This is a genomic window from Streptomyces sp. NPDC002130 (genome assembly GCF_040296465.1).
In the GTDB taxonomy this organism is placed as follows: domain Bacteria; phylum Actinomycetota; class Actinomycetes; order Streptomycetales; family Streptomycetaceae; genus Streptomyces.
Genome location: NZ_JBEOXI010000171.1, coordinates 1 through 18,150, shown reverse-complemented (window position 1 = coordinate 18,150; position 18,150 = coordinate 1). Strand labels below are relative to the sequence as shown.

The following is an 18,150-nucleotide window of genomic DNA, read 5'->3' as shown; positions in this document are numbered from 1 at the left end:
GCGGCACGGGTGGGCGTGGGGGTCCCCCCTGCTCGAGCGAAGCCGAGAGCTTGGGAGAGGCACCTCGTCGCGCCGAGCTGCGCACCCACCCGCCCCCAGCACCAACGCCGAGCACCAGAGCCCCACAGCTCACAACTGCCTGCTGACGACCGCCAGCTCACAACTGCCCGATATCCCACCGAGGCATCTTCGGCGCCCTACGCGCCGGCACCCTCCCGCTCAGCAGAATCAACCGAGCCGCCCGATGCCGCTGCCCCGCATACGGCTCGAGCAGCTCCAGCATCACCGCATCGTCCGCATCCCGCTCCCCGGCCAGCGCCCACCCCACGATCCCGGGCAGATGCAGATCCCCCACCGTCACCTCGTCCGCCGCCCCATGACTGCGCTGCACCGTCTCCGCGGAGGTCCACGGCCCGACCCCCGGCACCAGCTCCAGCCGCGCCCGAGCCGCCCCGGGCTCCATCCCCACGGCCTGCTCCAGCCGCGCGGCGACCCGCACCGCCCGCAGGATCGTCGACGCCCGCTTGTTGTCGACCCCGGCCCGGTGCCACTCCCACGACGGGATCAGCGCCCACGTCCGCGGCTCCGGCATCACGTACATCCGCGCGGGCGCGGGCCCCGGCGCCGGCTCCCCGAACTTCCGCACCAGCAGCCGCCACGCCCGGTACGCCTCATCGGTCGTGACCTTCTGCTCCAGGATCGACGGGATCAGCGACTCCAGCACGAGCCCGCTCCGCGTCAGCCGCAACCCCGGCCGCCGGTGCCGGGCCGACGCCAGCAGCCGGTGCCGCGGCACGAACGCCGACGGATCGTCCGCGGCCCCGAGCAGCTCCGGCAACCCCTCCAGCAGCCACTGGGCCCCGGGCCCCCAGGCCTCCCCGCGCACCCCGCCGCCGTACGCGCACACCCTCAGCGTCCCGGGCCCGGCCGGAGTGAGACTGGTCCGCCACACGGCCCCGTCCGGAGTCGCCCGGAACGTCGGATCGCCGGGCCCGCGCCGCAACGGCCCGAGCACCAGGCCGAGATCAAGCGGCCCGTCCGGCACCCAGGTGCGTACCCGCCCCGGTCCCGTCGCCTGCCGCGGCACACCCGGGGGCACGGCGACATGCCCGCCGCGCATCGTCGTACGCGTGGGTCGCGGCGCGAACCGTCCTGCCATGAATGACGTCCCTGGAATCCGTGAGGAGTAGGAGCGGCCCTACGAGCGTAGGCGCCGCCCGGCACCTGTCACCGCACCTCGATGAAAGCCCCCGCGTCCCGCTCGGGCCGCGGTCGCGGTTCCCCGGCCGGATGCCCGACCGCCACCGCCCCCATCGGGTCCCAGTGGGCCGGCAGGTCCAGCACCTCGCGCACCACGTCCCGGCAGAACATCGTCGACGACACCCAGGCCGAACCCAGCCGCTCCCCGGCCAGCGCGACCAGGAAGTTCTGCACGCCGGCACCGGTGGCGACCACGAACATCTCCCGCTCGGCACCGTCCCTGCGTATGTCGCCGTACGTGTGCGAACCGTCCATGACCAGACAGGGGACGACGAGGTAGGGCGCGTTGCGCAGCACGTCCCCGCGCCGGACCCGCTTGGCGATGGACTCCTCGCTCTTGCCGTCCCGCCGCAGGTCGGCGATCCACGCGTCCCGCATGGCGTCGAGCAGTCGTGTCCGCGACTCCTGCGACTCCAGCAGCACGAACCGCCACGGCGTCGTGTGGTGCGGGGCCGGTGCCGTCACGGCAGCGGCCACGGCCCGCCGTACGGCACCCACGTCGACGGGCTCGTCCGTGAAGGACCGGACCGTGCGCCGCTGGGTCACGGCCTGCCGGACCGCCTCCGAGGTGCCGAGGCGGAACATGTCGTCGCGTGCGCCGCGGACCATGGCCCGCGCTCCTTCGCCGTCGTCGCCCTGCGCGACCAGGTGCGCGAGCCCGCGCACCACCGCGACGGGCAGCCCCGAGGCCTTGCCCTTGACCAGGTCGCCGGCGGCGGCGAGTTCGTCGGCGGTGGCGACGATGGTGGCGCTGAGCGGATTGCCGTACGCGTCCGTGCCGCCGCGCAGATCGTCGAGCACGCGCACTCCGGCGGCGCCGATCGCGACGTCCGTGAGCCCGGAGCGCCAGGGCCGGCCGAACGTGTCGGTCACCACGACCCCGACGTCGACGCCGAGGGCGTCGCGCAGTCCGTCACGGATGGCGCGGGCGGAGGCGTCCGGGTCCTCGGGCAGCAACAGCACCGTCCCTGAGGGGGTGTTGGACGCGTCGACCCCGGCCGCGGCCATGACCAGGCCCTGCCGGTTCTCCACGATCCGCAGGGCGCCGCGCCGGGCCACCACCCGGACCGTCTCCGCGTCGATGGCCGCCTCCCGGTCGGCGGCCCGGACGATCCGGCCCTCCGCCTTGGACACGATCTTCGAGGTGACGAGCAGCACGTCCCCGTCGGCCAGGCCGGGCTCGGCGGCAGCGATCAGCTTCGCCAGGTCGTCCCCGGCCGCGACCTCGGGCATCCCGCCCAGGGCCCACACCCGGTACCCGGCAGCCGGCTCCGTGCCGGTGACGTCGCCGCTCACGCCCCCCGCACCTCCTCGGCCAGCGCCAGCGCCTCCTGGGCCATCCGCGCGGTCGCGTCGGCGTCGCTCATCATCAGCGGCACGGCCCGGCAGCGGATCCCGGCCGCCTCGACCCGCTCCACCGCCCCGGCGTCCACCGAGTCGACGAGCCAGCCGTCGAGCAGGCCCGAGCCGTAGTGCTCGGCCACCGCCGTGGCGGTCGACTCGACGCCCACGGCGGCGAGCACCTTGTCGGCCATGCCCCGCACGGGCGCGTCACCCACGATGGGGGAGAGGCCGACGACCGGCACCCCGGCGTCGGCGATCGCCTCCCGGATGCCGGGCACGGCGAGGATCGTGCCGATCGACACGACCGGGTTGGACGGCGGGAAGAGGATCACGTCCGCCTCGCCGATGGCCTCCAGGACGCCCGGGGCGGGCTTCGCCTGGTCGGCGCCGACCGGCACGACGGCCCGGGCGGGCACCGAGGCGCGCAGCCGCACCCAGTACTCCTGGAAGTGGATCGCCTTGGTCTCGCCGTCGATCTCGACGGCCACGTGGGTCTCGACGCGGTCGTCGGACATGGGGAGGAGCCGCACGCCCGGCTTCCAGCGGTCGCAGAGCGCCTCCGTCACCGCGCTCAGCGGGTATCCGGCGCCGATCATCTGCGTCCGCACGATGTGCGTGGCGAAGTCCCGGTCGCCCAGGCCGAACCACTCGGGCCCGACGCCGTAGGCCGCGAGCTCCTCCTTGAGGTGGAAGGTCTCGTCGGCACGCCCCCAGCCCTGCTCCTCGTTGATGCCGCCGCCGAGCGTGTACATCACCGTGTCGAGGTCCGGGCAGACCTTCAGCCCGAAGAGGTGGATGTCGTCCCCGGTGTTGCCGATGACCGTGATGTCCGCGTCCGGGACGGCCCGCTTCAGACCACGCAGGAACCGGGCACCGCCGATGCCGCCTGCCAGAACCACAATGCGCATGGGAGCCAGTCTTGCAGGCGCCTGCGACAACCCGTCGCCGGCTTCGACAACCCGTCGCCGGCTTCGACAACCGGTCGGCGGCCACGACCATGGGTCAGGCGGTCAGCGCACCCGGCACCGTGCGGGCCTCGCAGTGCGGGGCCGTGTGCATCGGCATCTCGGTGAGGCCCGGGTAGTACACGTGCAGGCTCACCGCCGGCTCCAGCGCCTCGTTCACGACCTCGTGCACGTACCCCGGCGCGAACACGCGCTGCGCGCCCGCACGCAAGGCGCGCGTGCCGCGCTCCGTGCGCTCGGTCAGCGTGCCGTCCAGGACGGTGAGCACGCCGGAGGAGCGGCCGTGGTCGTGCAGCCCGCTGCCCTGCCCCGGCACCCAGGACAGCAGCCACACCTCGTAGCCCGGGCCGGTGCGCAGCCGGTGGTACCAGCGGCTGGCGGCGTCGTAGCGGACGAGGTGCTCCCACTGGGAGCGGTCCTCGGCGAGGGAGCGGGCCAGTCCGACGAACTCGGCGACGGTGGCCGGGTGCTCGCGCGGAGTCTGGAGGAGGTGGGTGACTTCGAGGATGTCACCGGCGATCTGGAGGTCGCTGTCGCTGTTCATGGGGTGCGGGGTTCCTCAGTGAAGAAGGTCAGAGGGAACGGAGCCGAGAGACGGGTGGCTCGGCCTTCAGCTGGAGCAGGTGTGGCTCAACAGCTGGAACAGCGACAGCTACAGCGAGCGCGGGCAGCACCGTGGGACCCGGCGGTGCGGGTCGAGGTGAGTGCCAAGTTCGCGATCATGCCCACAAGGACACCGGTTCACACCTTCACTGTCAACTCGACACCCGGTATGTGGGACGTGGTTCACCTCATCCGGTCGATCGCTCAGATGAAAGGTTTGTTCATGCCCCGCCCGGGACACATGGCGTCCAACCGGGCGCACAAACCCCGTTGCGTACTCGTGATCCGACTGTGATCCGTTTCGCTTCGACGTGCGTGTCGGAACGAGATCGAACTCCTGGGCGTCCTTGACCGTAGAGGGCTGCGGGGGGTCCGGCGGAAGGTGTGAGCCCTCGCGGGCTCTGTCTGTGTGTCAGCTTTTATGGTGATTTGAACACTTTCCGCATGGGCTTGGTTCCGCAGAGTGAATAAGGGGCTCAATAGCAGATCTCGGCTTGACTCGCCCGGAGCAGCACACTTGTAATTTCACTCGTGTCGTTCAGCCGGAATCGGTAACGGCTAGATCACGGGGACGCGAAGACAGACGAGGGGCGCACATGACCGAGACGGTGCAGCAACTGCTGGTCGACGACGCGGACGAGGAGCTCGGCTGGCAGGAGCGCGCGCTGTGCGCCCAGACCGACCCCGAGTCCTTCTTCCCCGAGAAGGGCGGCTCGACCAGGGAGGCCAAGAAGGTCTGCCTCGCCTGTGAGGTCCGCTCCGAGTGCCTCGAGTACGCCCTCGCCAACGACGAGAGATTCGGCATCTGGGGCGGCCTGTCCGAGCGGGAGCGCCGCCGACTGAAGAAGGCGGCCGTCTGACCCCTCACCCCTCAGCGTGAACGGCCCGTCGCCCGTGGGTTATCCACAGGCGGCGGGCCGTCCGGTGTGCAGCCGATAGTGTGGTCGCTCGTCCGAGACGCCCCGCCGCCCCCACCGGGCGCAGGCGTCCACCGCAGTCCACCGAACCGGGGCCCGTACCTCGATGTCCGTGCACAGCCACCCGGCAGCTCCTCACGACGCCGCTGCCGCACCTGAGTTCCCGCGCCATGTGGTGACCGCGGTCCTCGTCTCCCACGACGGCGCCCGCTGGCTGCCCGACGCGCTCGCCGGGCTCCTCGGCCAGGAGCGACCCGTCCAGTACGCGGTGGGGGCCGACACCGGCAGCTCGGACGCCTCCGCGCAGCTGGTCACCGACGCGCTCGGCGCCGACCGGGTGCTGCACCTCGCCCGCCGCACCGGCTTCGGCCAGGCCGTCGAGGAGTGCGGCCGCACCGCCCCGCTCCTCACCCCGGACGAGCTGCCGTACCTGAAGCGCCCCAGCGGCTGGGACCCGGTCACGCGCTCCTGGCGCGACGACGCCTACGACCTGCCCGAGCTCCCGCACGGCGAGCCGGTGCAGTGGCTGTGGCTGCTGCACGACGACTGCGCCCCGGACCCGGACGCCCTGGCCCAGCTGCTGCGGGTCGTGGACAACGAGTACGAGCTGGGCCGCGAGGACGTGGCCGTCGTGGGCCCCAAGCTCCGCGGCTGGTACGACCGGCGGCAGCTGCTGGAGGTCGGCGTCTCCATCGCCAACTCCGGCCGCCGCTGGACCGGACTGGACCGCCGCGAGCAGGACCAGGGCCAGCACGACCACGTCCGTCCCGTGCTGTCGGTGTCCACCGCCGGCATGCTCGTCCGCCGCGACGTCTTCGAGCAGCTCGGCGGATTCGACCGCCACCTGCCCCTCATGCGCGACGACGTCGACCTGTGCTGGCGCGCGACCGCGGCCGGCTACCGCGTCCTGGTCGCTCCCGAGGCGGTCGTCCGCCACGCCGAGGCGTCCAGCCGCGAGCGCCGCACGGTCGACTGCGTGGGCCGCACCGCGGCCTCCCCGCACAAGGTCGACAAGGCCGGCGCCGTCTACACCCTGCTCGTCAACTCGCGTACGGCCGTGCTCCCCTGGGTGATCCTGCGGATCGTGCTCGGCACCCTGCTGCGCACCGTGGCCTACCTCGTCGGCAAGGTCCCCGGGCAGGCCGTCGACGAGATCCGCGGCCTGATGGGCACACTGCTCCGGCCCGAGCGGATCCTCGCCGGGCGGCGCGGCAGAGGCGCACCCCGGATCGACAAGGGGGAGCTGCGGGCGCTGTTCCCGCCGCCCGGCGCGACCGTCCGCGTCACCGTCGAACAGGTCGCGGGCAGCCTCGTCGGCCGCTCCGACCCGGAGGCCGCGGCCGGCGCCGGACGACACGGCAGCGCCGTCGAGTCGGGCCCCGGCGGCGACGACGCCGACTTCCTGGAGATCGAGCAGTTCGCCCGGCTCAAGCGCATCGCGCGCAAGCCCGGCCCGGTGCTCTTCCTCGTACTGCTGCTCGTCTCCCTGGTCGCCTGCCGCCAGCTCCTCGGCGGTGGCGCGCTCGCGGGCGGCGCCCTGCTTCCCGCCCCGGCCGACTCCGCGGAGCTGTGGGCGCGCTACCTCGACGCCTGGCACCCGGTGGGCGCCGGCGGCACCTCGGCCGCACCCCCGTACGTCGCGCTCGTGGCGATGCTGGCGTCCCTGCTGTTCGGCTCGACCGGCCTCGCCGTCACGGTCCTGCTCGTCGGCTCGGTGCCCTTGGCCGGCGTCGCCGCCTACTTCGCCTCCCGCCCGCTCGTCGAGTCCCGGCTGCTGCGCGCCTGGGCGGCCGTCGTCTACGCCTTCCTGCCCGCCGCCACCGGCGCCCTCGCCGGCGGCCGCATCGGCACCGCCGTCCTGGCCGCGCTGCTGCCGCTCATCGCCCGCGCGGGCATCGCGGCCGGCGGCCTGGCCAACTCCACCGGGGCGCGCGGCAGCTGGCGCGCCACCTGGGCGTACGCGCTGCTGCTGACCATCACCACCGCCTTCACGCCGATCGTGTGGCCCATCGCGCTGCTCCTCGGCATCGGGCTGCTCGTGCTGCGCCGCAGCGACATCACGGCCTACGGGCTGCGGTTCCTCGCCCAGCTCGGCACACCCCTGCTGCTCCTCGCCCCCTGGTCGCTGACCCTGCTCCCGTTCGGCTTCCTCAAGGAAGCGGGCCTCGCCTACGGCCCCTCGGCCGCGTCCCCCCTCGACCTGCTCGGCGCCAGCCCGGGCGGCCCGGGCACCGTCAGTGGACTCATGCTCATCGGCATCGTGCTGGCCGCCCTCGCCGCCCTGCTGCGCTCGGAACGCCAGTCGGGCATCCGGACGGCCTGGGCGGTCGCCCTGACCGGCTTCGTCTTCGCGGTCCTGTCCAACAGCTCCACCTGGGCCGGACCGGCGACCCTCGTCTACGGCATCGCCCTCCTGGCGGCCGCCGCGCTGGGCGCCGACGGGGCACGCGCGCGGGTCGCCGAGCAGAGCTTCGGCTGGCGCCAGCCGGTCGCCGTGCTGATCGCCTTCGCCTCGGCCGCGGGCCCCCTGCTCATCGCCGCCGGCTGGATGATCCGCGGCGCCGACAACCCCCTGGAGCGACGCGACCCGACCCAGGTCCCGGCGTTCGTCGCCGAGGAGAGCGGCACCCGCGACCAGGCCCGCACCCTCGTCCTCGACAGCGACTCCGGCGCCCACGTCGGCTACATGCTGGTCCGCGGCTCCGGCGCCCGCCTCGGCGACGGCGAGATCGCCGCGGCCGACGGCGAGAACGGCAGACTCGACAAGGTCGTCGCCAACCTGGTCGCGGGCTCCGGCGCCGACCAGGCCGACCAGCTCGGCGGCTTCGCCGTGCGCTACGTCCTGGTCCACCAGGGCGCGCCCCGCGAGGTCACCCGCGTCCTGGACGCCACCCCCGGCCTGACCCGGCTCAGTCAGCAGAGCGGCGGCGCGCTGTGGCGCGTCAACCGCGAAGTCGCGCGCGCCACCATCGTCCCCGCCTCCGGCACCGGCACCCCGCAGCCCGTCGCCGCCGGGCCCGTCGACGTCCACACCACGATCCCGGCCGGCGCCGGCGGACGCGTGCTGCGCCTCGCCGACTCCGCCTCGGACGGCTGGACCGCCACGCTCGACGGCAAGCCGCTGACCCCCACCACGGTCGACGGCTGGGCCCAGGGCTTCCGGCTCCCCGCCACCGGCGGCACGCTGGACGTCACCTACGACGACCCGTTCGGGCACACGGCCTGGCTGTGGGCCCAGGGCCTCCTCGCGGTCGTCCTCGTGGTGCTCGCCCTGCCCGGCCGGCGTCGCGACATCGACGACGACCTCCCCGAGGAGCCGGCGGCCCCGGCCGAGGCCGTCGCCGGCGAGGGCCGCCGGGCCCGCCGTCTGCGTGCCCAGGCGGAGGCCGAGTCCGAAGAGGCGGCCGTCCCCGAGGAGTTCGAGCCCCCGCAGCCCCAGCAGCCGCCGGCGGCAGTGCCCCAGCAGCAGAACTACGGCCAGTGGGACAACGCCGGCTACCAGGGCGGCGCGTACCCGGGCTATGGCGACCAGTACCAGAACGCCCCGTACCCGGCGGACGCCTACGGGCAGCACTACCAGGCGGACCCGTACCAGGGCGGCCAGTACGACCCGTACGCCTACGACGGCCAGGGCCAGAACCCGTCCTACGACCAGCAGGGCTACGACCAGGCCTACGACCAGGGCCAGGGCTACGGCACGCCGTACGACCCGGCGCAGCAGCGCCACCCCCACGGCACGGGCAGCGAGCGTCCCGACGGGAGCCAGCAGTGAACCGCACCACCCTGTCCCTGATCGCCGGCACGACCGCGCTCGCCGCCGTCACCGGCTTCGCCGCGCTGTCCGCCCCGGACGACGCCCCGGGCCCCGGCACCGCCAAGGCGGCCGCCCAACTGCCCGTGGAGCGCACGAGCCTGCTGTGCCCGGCGCCCAGCACGTCCGACCTCGCCGAGACGTCCTACACCTCCTTCACGCCCGTCACGAAGGGCACTGGGAGCGGCGGCAAGGCCGAACTCCGGGCGGCCACCGAGGAGTCCGCGGAAGCCTCCCCCGACGACAAGGGCGCGGGCACCGGAAAAGACGACGGCAAGGGCGACGGGAAGTCCGGCAAGGACAAGCCCGCCGAGCCCGTGCTGACGCCCAAGGAGCCCGGCAAGCCGGTCACCGGCGAGAGCTCCGGCGGCGACGCGCCCGCGCTCGTCGGGACCGCGGACGGCAGATTCGCGCCCGGCTGGACCGTCCAGGAGACCACCGAGGTCGCCGCGGGCACCGGGCGCGGCCTGCAGGGCGTCAACTGCACGGCCCCGGACACCGACTTCTGGTTTCCCGGCGCCAGCACGCAAGCCGACCGCACGGACTACGTCCACCTGACGAACCCGGACGACTCGGCCGCCGTGGTCGACATCGAGCTCTACGGCAAGGACGGCGCCCTGAAGTCCACGGTGGGGGAGGGCATCACGGTCCCGCCGCACGCCGCCGAGCCGGTCCTGGTGTCCACCCTCACCGACGAGCGGCAGACCGACCTCACCGTGCACGTCAACGTCCGCAGCGGACGCGTCGGCGCCTCCGTGCAGGCCCTGGACGACAAGCTCGGGGGCGACTGGCTGCCCGCGTCCACGGACCCGTCGGGCAGCCTGGTCCTGCCCGGCATCCCCAAGGACGCCACCTCCGTGCGCCTGGTCGCCTTCACCCCCGGCGACGCCGACGCGGACCTCAAGGTGCGCCTCGCCTCCCCCTCCGGGCTGATCACCCCGGCCGGACACGAGACCGTGCACGTCAAGGGCGGTATGACGACCGCCGCCGACCTGGGCGACGTCACCCGCGGCGAGGCGGGCTCCCTGGTGCTGACCCCGACGGACCGGTCCGTGCCGGTCGTGGCGGCCCTGCGGGTCGTGCGCGGCAAGGGCGACAAGCAGGAGACGGCGTTCATCCCGGCCTCCCGCCCCGTCGGCACGCGCGCGACGTCCGCGGACAACAGCGGCAAGGACAGCACCCTGTCCCTGACCGCCCCTCGCGCCGCCGCCACGGTCAAGGTCACCGCCTCGGCCGGCAGCGAGGGCGGCACACCGGTGTCGAAGACGTACACGATCAAGGCCGGCACGACCCAGGACATCGAGCCCCCGGTCCCCGGCGGCCTGAAGGGCACGTACGCGCTCACGATCGAGCCGGTCTCCGGCGGCCCGGTCTACGGGGCCCGCACCCTGGCGGCGAACGAGGGCGGTGTCCCCGCCTTCACCGTGCAGACACTGCCGGACGACCGGGGGACGGTGGCCGTACCCGAGGCGGACGAGGACCTGTCGGTGCTCCAGAAGTAGGCCGGCCGTCTCAGCCCTGGTCCTCGCCGTACCTCGGATCCACCGTCTCCGGAGTCAGCCCGAGGAGCTCGGCGACCTGCTCGACGACGACCTCGTGCACCAGCGCCGCCCGCTCGTCGCGCCCCTTCGTGCGGATCTCGACCGGCCGCCGGTAGACGACCACGCGCGCGGGGCGTCCTTCGAGCGCGCTGATCGTGCCGCCGAGCGGCACGGCCTCGTCGTTCCACGCCTGGCCGGACCCGTCGAGCCGCGGCACCTCGAGAACGAGGAAGTCGATGTCGGCGAGTTGCGGCCACCGCCGCTCCAGGCGCTCCACGGAGTCCTGCACCAGATCGGCGAACGCCTCCGCGCGGCTCGCGGCGAGCGGCACCTGCGGCGGTGCGATCGGGCCGCGCATGCCCCGTCCGTGACGATCACGACGGCGGGGCCCGGGGGCGGCGGCACGGGGCGTTACGGGCTTGTCCATCACTGGTGAAGGGTAGTCCCCCCGCGCCCCCGCGTCCGGCACCGCACGACGGCACGGACGGCTTCCGGCCGCCGCCGTGCGGCATGTCGTCACATGACCATTCAAGCCAAGGTTGGGCTCAAATCCGTATCCCGTCGAGAGCGGTGCCCTCACGGTATTTGAGGGTTTTGTGATGACTCTTGGTCGCTTGCGCTGTCGATCGACACCTCGGGCGTCGATGTCCTGGCAGGTCAGAAAGGTGCACCCGAAAGGGTGTGTGCGGCGTTTCACAGCACGACACGGGGGAGTGCCCTGGTGGAGAGTCGTCGCGGCCCGCTCAAGAGTGCGGTACCGTCCAACGTCGTGAGCCCTGTACGTCGCTGTTCGCGCACCGCCTGCGGCCGTCCCGCCGTCGCGACGCTGACGTACGTCTACGCCGACTCGACCGCGGTCCTCGGCCCGCTCGCCACCTACGCCGAGCCCCACTGCTACGACCTGTGCGCCGAACACTCCGAGCGCCTCACCGCCCCGCGCGGCTGGGAGGTCGTCCGGCTCCTCGACGGTTCGGCCCCGGCCCGCCCCAGCGGCGACGACCTGGAAGCGCTTGCCAACGCCGTGCGCGAGGCGGCCCGTCCGCAGGAGCGGGCGGCCGAGGCCGGCGGCGCAGGCCGCGGCGCCGACCCGAGGGAGGTCGCGCGGCGCGGCCACCTGCGGGTCCTGCGATCGCCCGACAACTGACCCCACCCTGGTCCGGCCTCACCGTCACCGGCTCGGACACCTCCGCGGCGCCCTCTTCGCCGGCCTCCAGGTGACCGCCGCCCGCGAGTCCGCACTCCCGCCCGGACTGCCGGCCGCCGCCAACGGCTCCGGCGGCGTCCTCGGCAAGACGAACCTCCTCGCAGAACCCACCGGCCCTGGACCGGACGCTGCCCTGACCTGAGGTTACGGCTGGGAGTCCTCTTGGCGTCCGCCCGGCGCGCTGTCGGTGGGCGAGGGTAGTTTGTGCGGACCGACAGTACTTTTTCAGGAAGGTTGGCCGTGGCTGCTGATCTGTCGCAGGTCGTGAAGGCGTACGACGTACGCGGGGTCGTCCCCGACCAGTGGGACGAGTCCTTGGCCGAGCTCTTCGGGGCGGCCTTCGTGCGGGTCACCGGCGCGAGCGCCATCACGACCGGGCACGACATGCGGCCCTCCTCCCCGGGCCTGTCGCGGGCCTTCGCGCGCGGCGCGGCAGCCCTGGGCGCCGACGTGACGGAGATCGGCCTCTGCTCGACGGACCAGCTGTACTACGCCTCGGGCGCGCTGAACCTGCCGGGCGCCATGTTCACCGCCTCCCACAACCCGGCCCAGTACAACGGCATCAAGATGTGCCGCTCGGGCGCCGCCCCGGTCGGCCAGGACACCGGCCTGTCGGAGATCCGCGAACTCGTCGAGGGCTGGAGCGAGTCGGGCGCCCCGCAGCCGGCCGCGAAGGCGGGCACCATCAGTGCCCGCGACACGCTGTCGGACTACGCGGCCCACCTGCGCTCCCTGGTCGACCTGACGTCCATCCGCCCCCTGAAGGTCGTCGTCGACGCGGGCAACGGCATGGGCGGGCACACCGTCCCCGAGGTCTTCGCCGGCCTGCCCCTGACCCTGGTGCCGATGTACTTCGAGCTCGACGGCACCTTCCCCAACCACGAGGCCAACCCCCTCGACCCTGCCAACCTCGTCGACCTGCAGAAGCGTGTCCGCGAGGAGGGCGCCGACCTGGGCCTCGCCTTCGACGGCGACGCCGACCGCTGCTTCGTCGTGGACGAGCGCGGCGAGCCGGTCTCCCCGTCGGCGATCACCGCCCTGGTCGCCTCCCGCGAACTGGCCCGGCACGGCGGCAAGGGCACGGTCATCCACAACCTGATCACGTCCTGGTCGGTGCCCGAGGTCGTCCAGGAGAACGGCGGCAGCCCGGTCCGCACGCGCGTGGGCCACTCCTTCATCAAGGCCGAGATGGCCCGCACCGGCGCGATCTTCGGCGGCGAGCACTCCGCGCACTACTACTTCCGCGACTTCTGGAACGCCGACACGGGCATGCTGGCCGCCCTGCACGTCCTGGCGGCCCTGGGCGGCCAGGACGGCCCCCTGTCCTCCCTCGTGGCCCAGTACGACCGCTACGCCGGCTCCGGGGAGATCAACTCCACGGTCGCCGACCAGCAGGCCAGCCTCGACGCCATCCGCTCCGCGTACGGCAGCCGCGAGGGCATCACCCTCGACGAGCTCGACGGCCTCACCGTCTCCTGCGCCGACTGGTGGTTCAACGTCCGCCCGTCCAACACCGAGCCGCTGCTGCGCCTGAACGCGGAGGCGAGGGACGCCGACACGATGGCCCGAGTGCGGGACGAGGTGCTGGGGATCATCAGGGGCTGAGGCCCTGCCCCCACCGGCGGTAACCTGACCAGGCACGACCCCGAGCGCCCGCACCCTTGGAGGAACCTCTATGCCCCTCGAATCCGGCCTCCTCGAGATCCTCGCCTGCCCGGCCTGTCACTCCTCCCTCACGGAGCAGGACGCCGAGCTGATCTGCACCGACGCCGGCTGCGGCCTGGCCTACCCCGTCCGCGACGGCATCCCCGTCCTGCTCGTCGACGAGGCCCGCCGCCCCGCGTGACCGCCGGGTGCCCGCGCACCCGAGCGACACCCCGGTGCACATGACCCCCGGCCCAGCGGGCACGATCCAGGACACCCTCACAACGGACCCCGGCGATGGGAAGCTGCCGCCCATGCTCGACGAATCGCTGCTCGACTCTCCGGAGGGCCTCGCCGAGGCCGATCACCGCGGGCTGCTCCGCGGCGCCGCAGAAGCCGGCGCCCGCGTGCGCACCGCCGCCCGCCACGCCGCAGAGGCCGGCGTGGGCGACCTCAAGCCGGACGGCCGCCCCCGCGCGGTCCTCATCGCCGGCCCGGGTGCCGCCGCCACCCACGCCGCCGACCTCATCGGCACGCTCGCCGGCGCCGGCAGCCCGGTCACCCGCCTCGCCCCCACCGGCGTCGCCCCGGCCGCGGGAGCCCTGCGGTGGGAACTGCCAGGCTGGGTCGGCTCCGTGGACCTCCTGCTGATCACCACCCCGGACGGCACCGAACCCGGACTCTCGCTGCTCGCCGAGCAGGCGTATCGCAGGGGCTGCACCGTCGTCGCCGTGGCCCCCGCCCGCACCCCGCTCGCCGAAGCCGTCGCCGGCGCGCACGGCCTGTTCGTCCCCATGGCGACCGCCCCGTACGACGAGGACGAGCCCTTCGCCGCGTCCGCCCCCGGCGTCCTGTGGGCCCTGCTCACACCGCTGCTGGCGCTCCTGGACCGCACCGGCGTGCTCGCCGCCCCGCCGGACGCCCTCGGCAAGGTCGCCGACCGGCTCGACCGCGTCGCCGAACGCTGCGGCCCGGCCATCGCCACCTACAGCAACGCCGCCAAGACCCTGGCCGCCGAACTCGCCGACGCCCTCCCGATCGTCTGGACCGAGGGCACCTCGGCCGGGCCCGCGGGCCGCCGCTTCGCCGCGGCTCTCGCCGAACTGTCCGGCACCCCCGCCGTCGTCGCCGAACTCCCCGAGGCACTCGCCGCCCACGGCGCCCTGCTCGCCGGCCCCCTGGCCGCCAGCGCCGACCCCGACGACTTCTTCCGCGACCGCGTCGAGGAACCACCCGCCCTGCACGCGCGCGTGGTGCTGCTGCGCGACCGCCCCATCGGCGGCCTCACCGCCGCGCCCGGCGCCCGCGACCTCGCCCTCAGCCACGACACACCGATCAGCGAGCTCGAACCGGAGGCCGGCGGCGAACTGGAGACTCTCGCGGAACTGATCGCCATCACGGATTTCGCCGCGGTTTACCTGGCGCTCGCTTCGAGGGCCTGATCTTGCCCGGGACACCCTGACGCGCCCGCACCCCCGCACAGCAGAGAGAACCCCCATGGACCGCCTCGACAACACCATCCGCCCCTACGCCTGGGGCTCCCCGACCGCCATACCGCGGCTGCTCGGCGTCGAACCGACCGGCGAACCGCAGGCGGAGATGTGGATGGGCGCCCACCCGGGCGCACCCTCGCGCACCGGCCGGGGCACGCTCGTCGAGGTCGTCGACGCCGACCCCGAGAAGGAACTCGGCCAGGCCGCCGTCGCCAGGTTCGGCCCCCGGCTGCCCTTCCTCCTCAAGATCCTCGCCGCGGGTGCCCCGCTCTCCCTCCAGGTCCACCCCGACCTCGCCCAGGCGCAGGAGGGCTACGCGGACGAGGAGCGGCGGGGCATCCCCATGGACGCCCCGCACCGCAACTACAAGGACGCCAACCACAAGCCCGAGCTGATCTGCGCCCTCACCGAGTTCGACGGCCTGTGCGGCTTCCGCGCCCCCCTGGCGGCGGCGGCCCTCCTCGACGACCTCGGAGTCGACTCCCTCAAGCCCTACGTCGACCTGCTCCACGCCCACCCCGAGGACGCCGCCCTGCGCGAGGTCCTCACGGCGATACTCACCGCCGACCCCGACGAGATGTCCCGCACGGTCGCGGAGGCCGCGACCGCCTGCACCCGCCTCGGCGGCGCCTACGCCCCCTACGCCGACATCGCCCACCACTACCCGGGCGACCCCGGCGTCCTCGCCGCGATGCTGCTGAACCACGTCCGGCTCCAGCCCGGCGAGGCCCTCTACCTCGGCGCCGGAATCCCGCACGCCTACCTGAACGGCCTCGGCGTGGAGATCATGGCCAACTCCGACAACGTCCTGCGCTGCGGCCTCACCCCCAAGCACGTCGACGTCCCCGAGCTCCTGCGCATCGTCCGCTTCCTCCCCAGCGACCCCGGCGTCCTGCGCCCCGAGGCCTCCCCGGACGGCGAGGAGGTCTACGAGACCCCCATCGACGAGTTCCGCCTCTCCCGCTACGTCCTCCCCGAGGCGGGCGCCGCCCACGACCTCACCCGCCCGACCCCGCAGATCCTGCTCTGCACCGCCGGCACCGTCCGGGCCGGCGAGCACGACCTCACCCCCGGCGAGTCCGTCTTCGTCCCCGCCGGCGAAAAGGCCGAAGTGTCCGGAACGGGAACGCTTTTCCGGGCCACCGTCGTCGCCTGACCGTTTCGAAGACCCCGTGCTGGTGACCTGACTCACCGCTGTCGCGGAGGGCTGCAACAATGGCCCACCGTCAAGCACGGGCAAAGCCACGGGCGCGCACCAACACGGTCGCCCGGGCCCTGGAACGGCGTACGAAGGGACAACGCGAACATATGAGCGCGTCAGGCGGCACCAAAGCGATCGTGGCGGCACTGGCCGCGAACCTCGCGATCGCGGTAGCGAAGTTCGTGGCGTTCATCTTCAGTAACTCGTCGTCGATGCTCGCCGAGTCCGTCCACTCGCTCGCCGACTCCGGCAACCAGGCGCTGCTCCTGCTCGGCGGCAAGAAGGCGAAGCGCGAGGCGACCCCGCAACACCCCTTCGGCTACGGCCGCGAGCGCTACATCTACGCCTTCCTCGTCTCCATCGTCCTCTTCTCGGTCGGCGGCATGTTCGCCCTCTACGAGGGCTACGAGAAGATCAAGCACCCGCACGAGCTGACGCACTGGTACTGGCCGGTCGGCGTCCTCGTCTTCGCGATCATCGCCGAGTCCTTCTCCTTCCGCACGGCCATCAAGGAGTCCAACACCCTGCGCGGCCGCCGCTCCTGGAAGGACTTCGTCCGCCACGCCAAGGCCCCCGAGCTCCCGGTCGTCCTCCTGGAGGACCTCGGTGCCCTCGTCGGCCTGATCCTCGCGCTCGGCGGCGTGGGTCTCGCACTGCTCACCGGCGACAGCGTCTGGGACGGCATCGGCACCCTCTGCATCGGTGTCCTGCTGATCCTGATCGCCCTGGTCCTCGCTGCCGAGACCAAGTCGCTGCTGCTCGGCGAGTCCGCCGGCGCCGAGGAGACCCAGAAGATCGAGGCCGCCCTAGTCGACGGCGACACGGTCACCCGCATCATCCACATGCGCACGCTCCACCTCGGCCCCGAGGAACTCCTCGTCGCCGCCAAGATCGCCGTCCAGCACGACGACACGGCCACCGAGATCGCCGCCGCCATCGACGCCGCCGAGGCCCGCATCCGCGACGCCGTCCCGATCGCCCGCGTGATCTACCTGGAGCCGGACATCTACAGCGAGAAGGAAGCGGCCAAGGGCCCCGACCCCGAGGCCTCCCCGGGCGGCCCCGCCACCCACCCCACCGAGCACTGACCCTTCCTCTCCGGCCCACGGGGCCCGCCGAACCACTCGGCGGGCCCCGTCCGGTTTCCCGGCCCCGCCACCCGCCCGTCCTCCGGTCCGTCACATGATCGGCCCGATGTGTTCGCCCGCGGACTGGGGATCGCACCCGCGCCCGGTGTAGCTTGGGACGGAGCCAGACGTCGCTGCTGATGGCGGTCGGGCGGTCCCGAAGCGGACCGGCCGAGGGAGAGAGGGCCTCCGACGGACTGCGCTGCGCGCACGCGGGCATGCCTGTGTCCTCTTTCGGGCACCCTGTGTCCGCCGCCGCGCAGACCAGCCGTACCCACCCTCGACCCACACCCCGAGGAGCAGCTCGCAATGACGACTGTCGAGAACCGACAGGACTTCAAGGTCGCCGACCTCTCCCTGGCCGAGTTCGGCCGCAAGGAGATCACCCTCGCCGAGCACGAGATGCCGGGCCTGATGGCGATCCGCAAGGAGTACGCCGAGGCGCAGCCCCTGGCGGGCGCTCGTGTCACCGGTTCCCTGCACATGACGGTGCAGACCGCTGTGCTCATCGAGACGCTGGTCGCCCTGGGCGCGCAGGTCCGCTGGGCTTCCTGCAACATCTTCTCCACGCAGGACCACGCGGCCGCGGCCATCGCGGTCGGCCCGAACGGCACGCCCGACAACCCGCAGGGCGTCCCGGTCTTCGCCTGGAAGGGCGAGACGCTCGAGGAGTACTGGTGGTGCACGGAACAGGCGCTGACCTGGCCGGACAGCCCCACCGGCGGTCCGAACATGATCCTGGACGACGGTGGTGACGCCACCTTGCTGGTCCACAAGGGCGTGGAGTACGAGAAGGACGGCAAGGTCCCCTCGCCCGACACGGCCGAGTCCGACGAGCACCGCGTCATCCTGGAGCTGCTGACCCGCACCCTGGGTGAGGACCCGCAGAAGTGGACCCAGCTGTCCTCTGAGATCCGCGGTGTGACCGAGGAGACCACGACCGGTGTCCACCGCCTGTACGAGATGCAGCGCGACGGTGTGCTGCTGTTCCCGGCGATCAACGTCAACGACGCCGTCACCAAGTCGAAGTTCGACAACAA

At 73.2% G+C, this 18,150-nt stretch carries 15 protein-coding genes and 1 pseudogene; 11 read left to right on the top strand and 5 right to left on the bottom strand.

The genetic code is table 11. From position 1 onward, the window contains the following. Window positions 1-157: 157 nt before the first annotated feature. From ABT116_RS28040 to ABT116_RS28025, 4 genes are all read right to left on the bottom strand, one after another. The gene (locus ABT116_RS28040; RefSeq protein WP_351639418.1) at window positions 158-1,159 is read right to left on the bottom strand and encodes a DNA-3-methyladenine glycosylase family protein; all 1,002 of its coding nucleotides are present in this window, start codon (window positions 1,157-1,159) and stop codon (window positions 158-160) included. Between the two features lie 68 nt (window positions 1,160-1,227). Next, window positions 1,228-2,556: a coenzyme F420-0:L-glutamate ligase gene (locus tag ABT116_RS28035; RefSeq protein WP_351639416.1), complete on the bottom strand. Its 1,329-nt coding sequence runs from the start codon at window positions 2,554-2,556 to the stop codon at window positions 1,228-1,230. After that, window positions 2,553-3,512: a 2-phospho-L-lactate transferase gene (gene cofD / locus ABT116_RS28030; RefSeq protein WP_351639413.1), complete on the bottom strand. Its 960-nt coding sequence runs from the start codon at window positions 3,510-3,512 to the stop codon at window positions 2,553-2,555. Before cofD ends, ABT116_RS28035 begins: the two co-directional genes overlap by 4 nt. Before the next feature lie 94 nt (window positions 3,513-3,606). Continuing rightward, window positions 3,607-4,113 (bottom strand): cysteine dioxygenase, encoded by a 507-nt coding sequence (locus tag ABT116_RS28025; protein ID WP_351639410.1) that lies wholly within the window; start codon window positions 4,111-4,113, stop codon window positions 3,607-3,609. Window positions 4,114-4,768: 655 nt separating this feature from the next. On the opposite strand from ABT116_RS28025, the gene ABT116_RS28020 reads away from it, so the two are divergent. The 3 genes from ABT116_RS28020 to ABT116_RS28010 all read left to right on the top strand — a co-directional run bounded on the left by ABT116_RS28020 (window position 4,769) and on the right by ABT116_RS28010 (window position 10,402). Next, window positions 4,769-5,032 carry a WhiB family transcriptional regulator gene (locus ABT116_RS28020; RefSeq protein ID WP_010034659.1) on the top strand — a complete coding sequence of 88 codons (264 nt, stop codon included), beginning with the start codon at window positions 4,769-4,771 and terminating at the stop codon, window positions 5,030-5,032. 163 nt (window positions 5,033-5,195) lie between these two features. Continuing rightward, window positions 5,196-8,861 (top strand): glycosyltransferase, encoded by a 3,666-nt coding sequence (locus ABT116_RS28015; RefSeq protein WP_351639408.1) that lies wholly within the window; start codon window positions 5,196-5,198, stop codon window positions 8,859-8,861. Further along, window positions 8,858-10,402 carry a DUF5719 family protein gene (locus ABT116_RS28010; protein ID WP_351639405.1) on the top strand — a complete coding sequence of 515 codons (1,545 nt, stop codon included), beginning with the start codon at window positions 8,858-8,860 and terminating at the stop codon, window positions 10,400-10,402. The genes ABT116_RS28015 and ABT116_RS28010 overlap by 4 nt, the downstream gene beginning before the upstream one ends. 10 nt (window positions 10,403-10,412) lie before the next feature. Here the strand turns inward: ABT116_RS28010 and ABT116_RS28005 are convergent, their stop codons facing one another. Further along, complete coding sequence (locus ABT116_RS28005; protein ID WP_351639403.1) at window positions 10,413-10,868, bottom strand: metallopeptidase family protein; 456 nt, start codon at window positions 10,866-10,868, stop codon at window positions 10,413-10,415. Window positions 10,869-11,162: 294 nt separating this feature from the next. Here ABT116_RS28005 and ABT116_RS28000 point away from each other — a divergent pair, with 294 nt between their 5' ends. From ABT116_RS28000 to ABT116_RS27965, 8 genes and pseudogenes are all read left to right on the top strand, one after another. Continuing rightward, on the top strand, window positions 11,163-11,585 hold the full coding sequence (locus ABT116_RS28000; RefSeq protein WP_053675638.1) for a DUF3499 domain-containing protein: 423 nt from the start codon (window positions 11,163-11,165) through the stop codon (window positions 11,583-11,585). Between the two features lie 8 nt (window positions 11,586-11,593). Then, window positions 11,594-11,733 (top strand): annotated as a pseudogene (locus ABT116_RS27995) (L-lactate permease); the annotation flags it as partial. Between the two features lie 152 nt (window positions 11,734-11,885). After that, entirely contained in the window at window positions 11,886-13,250 is a 1,365-nt protein-coding gene (locus ABT116_RS27990; protein ID WP_351639398.1) for a phosphomannomutase/phosphoglucomutase, read from the top strand. 70 nt (window positions 13,251-13,320) lie between these two features. Next, the gene (locus ABT116_RS27985) at window positions 13,321-13,491 is read left to right on the top strand and encodes a Trm112 family protein (protein ID WP_104780278.1); all 171 of its coding nucleotides are present in this window, start codon (window positions 13,321-13,323) and stop codon (window positions 13,489-13,491) included. A 112-nt stretch (window positions 13,492-13,603) separates the two neighbouring features. Then, on the top strand, window positions 13,604-14,731 hold the full coding sequence (locus ABT116_RS27980) for an SIS domain-containing protein (protein ID WP_351639420.1): 1,128 nt from the start codon (window positions 13,604-13,606) through the stop codon (window positions 14,729-14,731). Between the two features lie 55 nt (window positions 14,732-14,786). Then, complete coding sequence (gene manA / locus ABT116_RS27975) at window positions 14,787-15,938, top strand: mannose-6-phosphate isomerase, class I (protein WP_351639394.1); 1,152 nt, start codon at window positions 14,787-14,789, stop codon at window positions 15,936-15,938. A 152-nt stretch (window positions 15,939-16,090) separates the two neighbouring features. Beyond that, window positions 16,091-17,071 carry a cation diffusion facilitator family transporter gene (locus tag ABT116_RS27970; protein ID WP_351639391.1) on the top strand — a complete coding sequence of 327 codons (981 nt, stop codon included), beginning with the start codon at window positions 16,091-16,093 and terminating at the stop codon, window positions 17,069-17,071. Window positions 17,072-17,419: 348 nt separating this feature from the next. Next, a partial coding sequence (locus tag ABT116_RS27965; protein ID WP_351639388.1) for an adenosylhomocysteinase occupies window positions 17,420-18,150 on the top strand: 731 nt, incomplete at its 3' end.

Excerpts from the sequence above, each read along its gene's own strand:
- ABT116_RS28040 (WP_351639418.1), bottom strand. The coding sequence starts at position 1,159 with ATGGCAGGACGGTTCGCGCCGCGACCCACGCGTACGACGATGCGCGGC.
- cofD (WP_351639413.1), bottom strand. The coding sequence starts at position 3,512 with ATGCGCATTGTGGTTCTGGCAGGCGGCATCGGCGGTGCCCGGTTCCTG.
- ABT116_RS28025 (WP_351639410.1), bottom strand. The coding sequence starts at position 4,113 with ATGAACAGCGACAGCGACCTCCAGATCGCCGGTGACATCCTCGAAGTC.
- ABT116_RS28020 (WP_010034659.1), top strand. The coding sequence starts at position 4,769 with ATGACCGAGACGGTGCAGCAACTGCTGGTCGACGACGCGGACGAGGAG.
- ABT116_RS28015 (WP_351639408.1), top strand. The coding sequence starts at position 5,196 with ATGTCCGTGCACAGCCACCCGGCAGCTCCTCACGACGCCGCTGCCGCA.
- ABT116_RS28005 (WP_351639403.1), bottom strand. The coding sequence starts at position 10,868 with ATGGACAAGCCCGTAACGCCCCGTGCCGCCGCCCCCGGGCCCCGCCGT.
- ABT116_RS27985 (WP_104780278.1), top strand. The coding sequence starts at position 13,321 with ATGCCCCTCGAATCCGGCCTCCTCGAGATCCTCGCCTGCCCGGCCTGT.
- ABT116_RS27980 (WP_351639420.1), top strand. The coding sequence starts at position 13,604 with ATGCTCGACGAATCGCTGCTCGACTCTCCGGAGGGCCTCGCCGAGGCC.
- manA (WP_351639394.1), top strand. The coding sequence starts at position 14,787 with ATGGACCGCCTCGACAACACCATCCGCCCCTACGCCTGGGGCTCCCCG.
- ABT116_RS27970 (WP_351639391.1), top strand. The coding sequence starts at position 16,091 with ATGAGCGCGTCAGGCGGCACCAAAGCGATCGTGGCGGCACTGGCCGCG.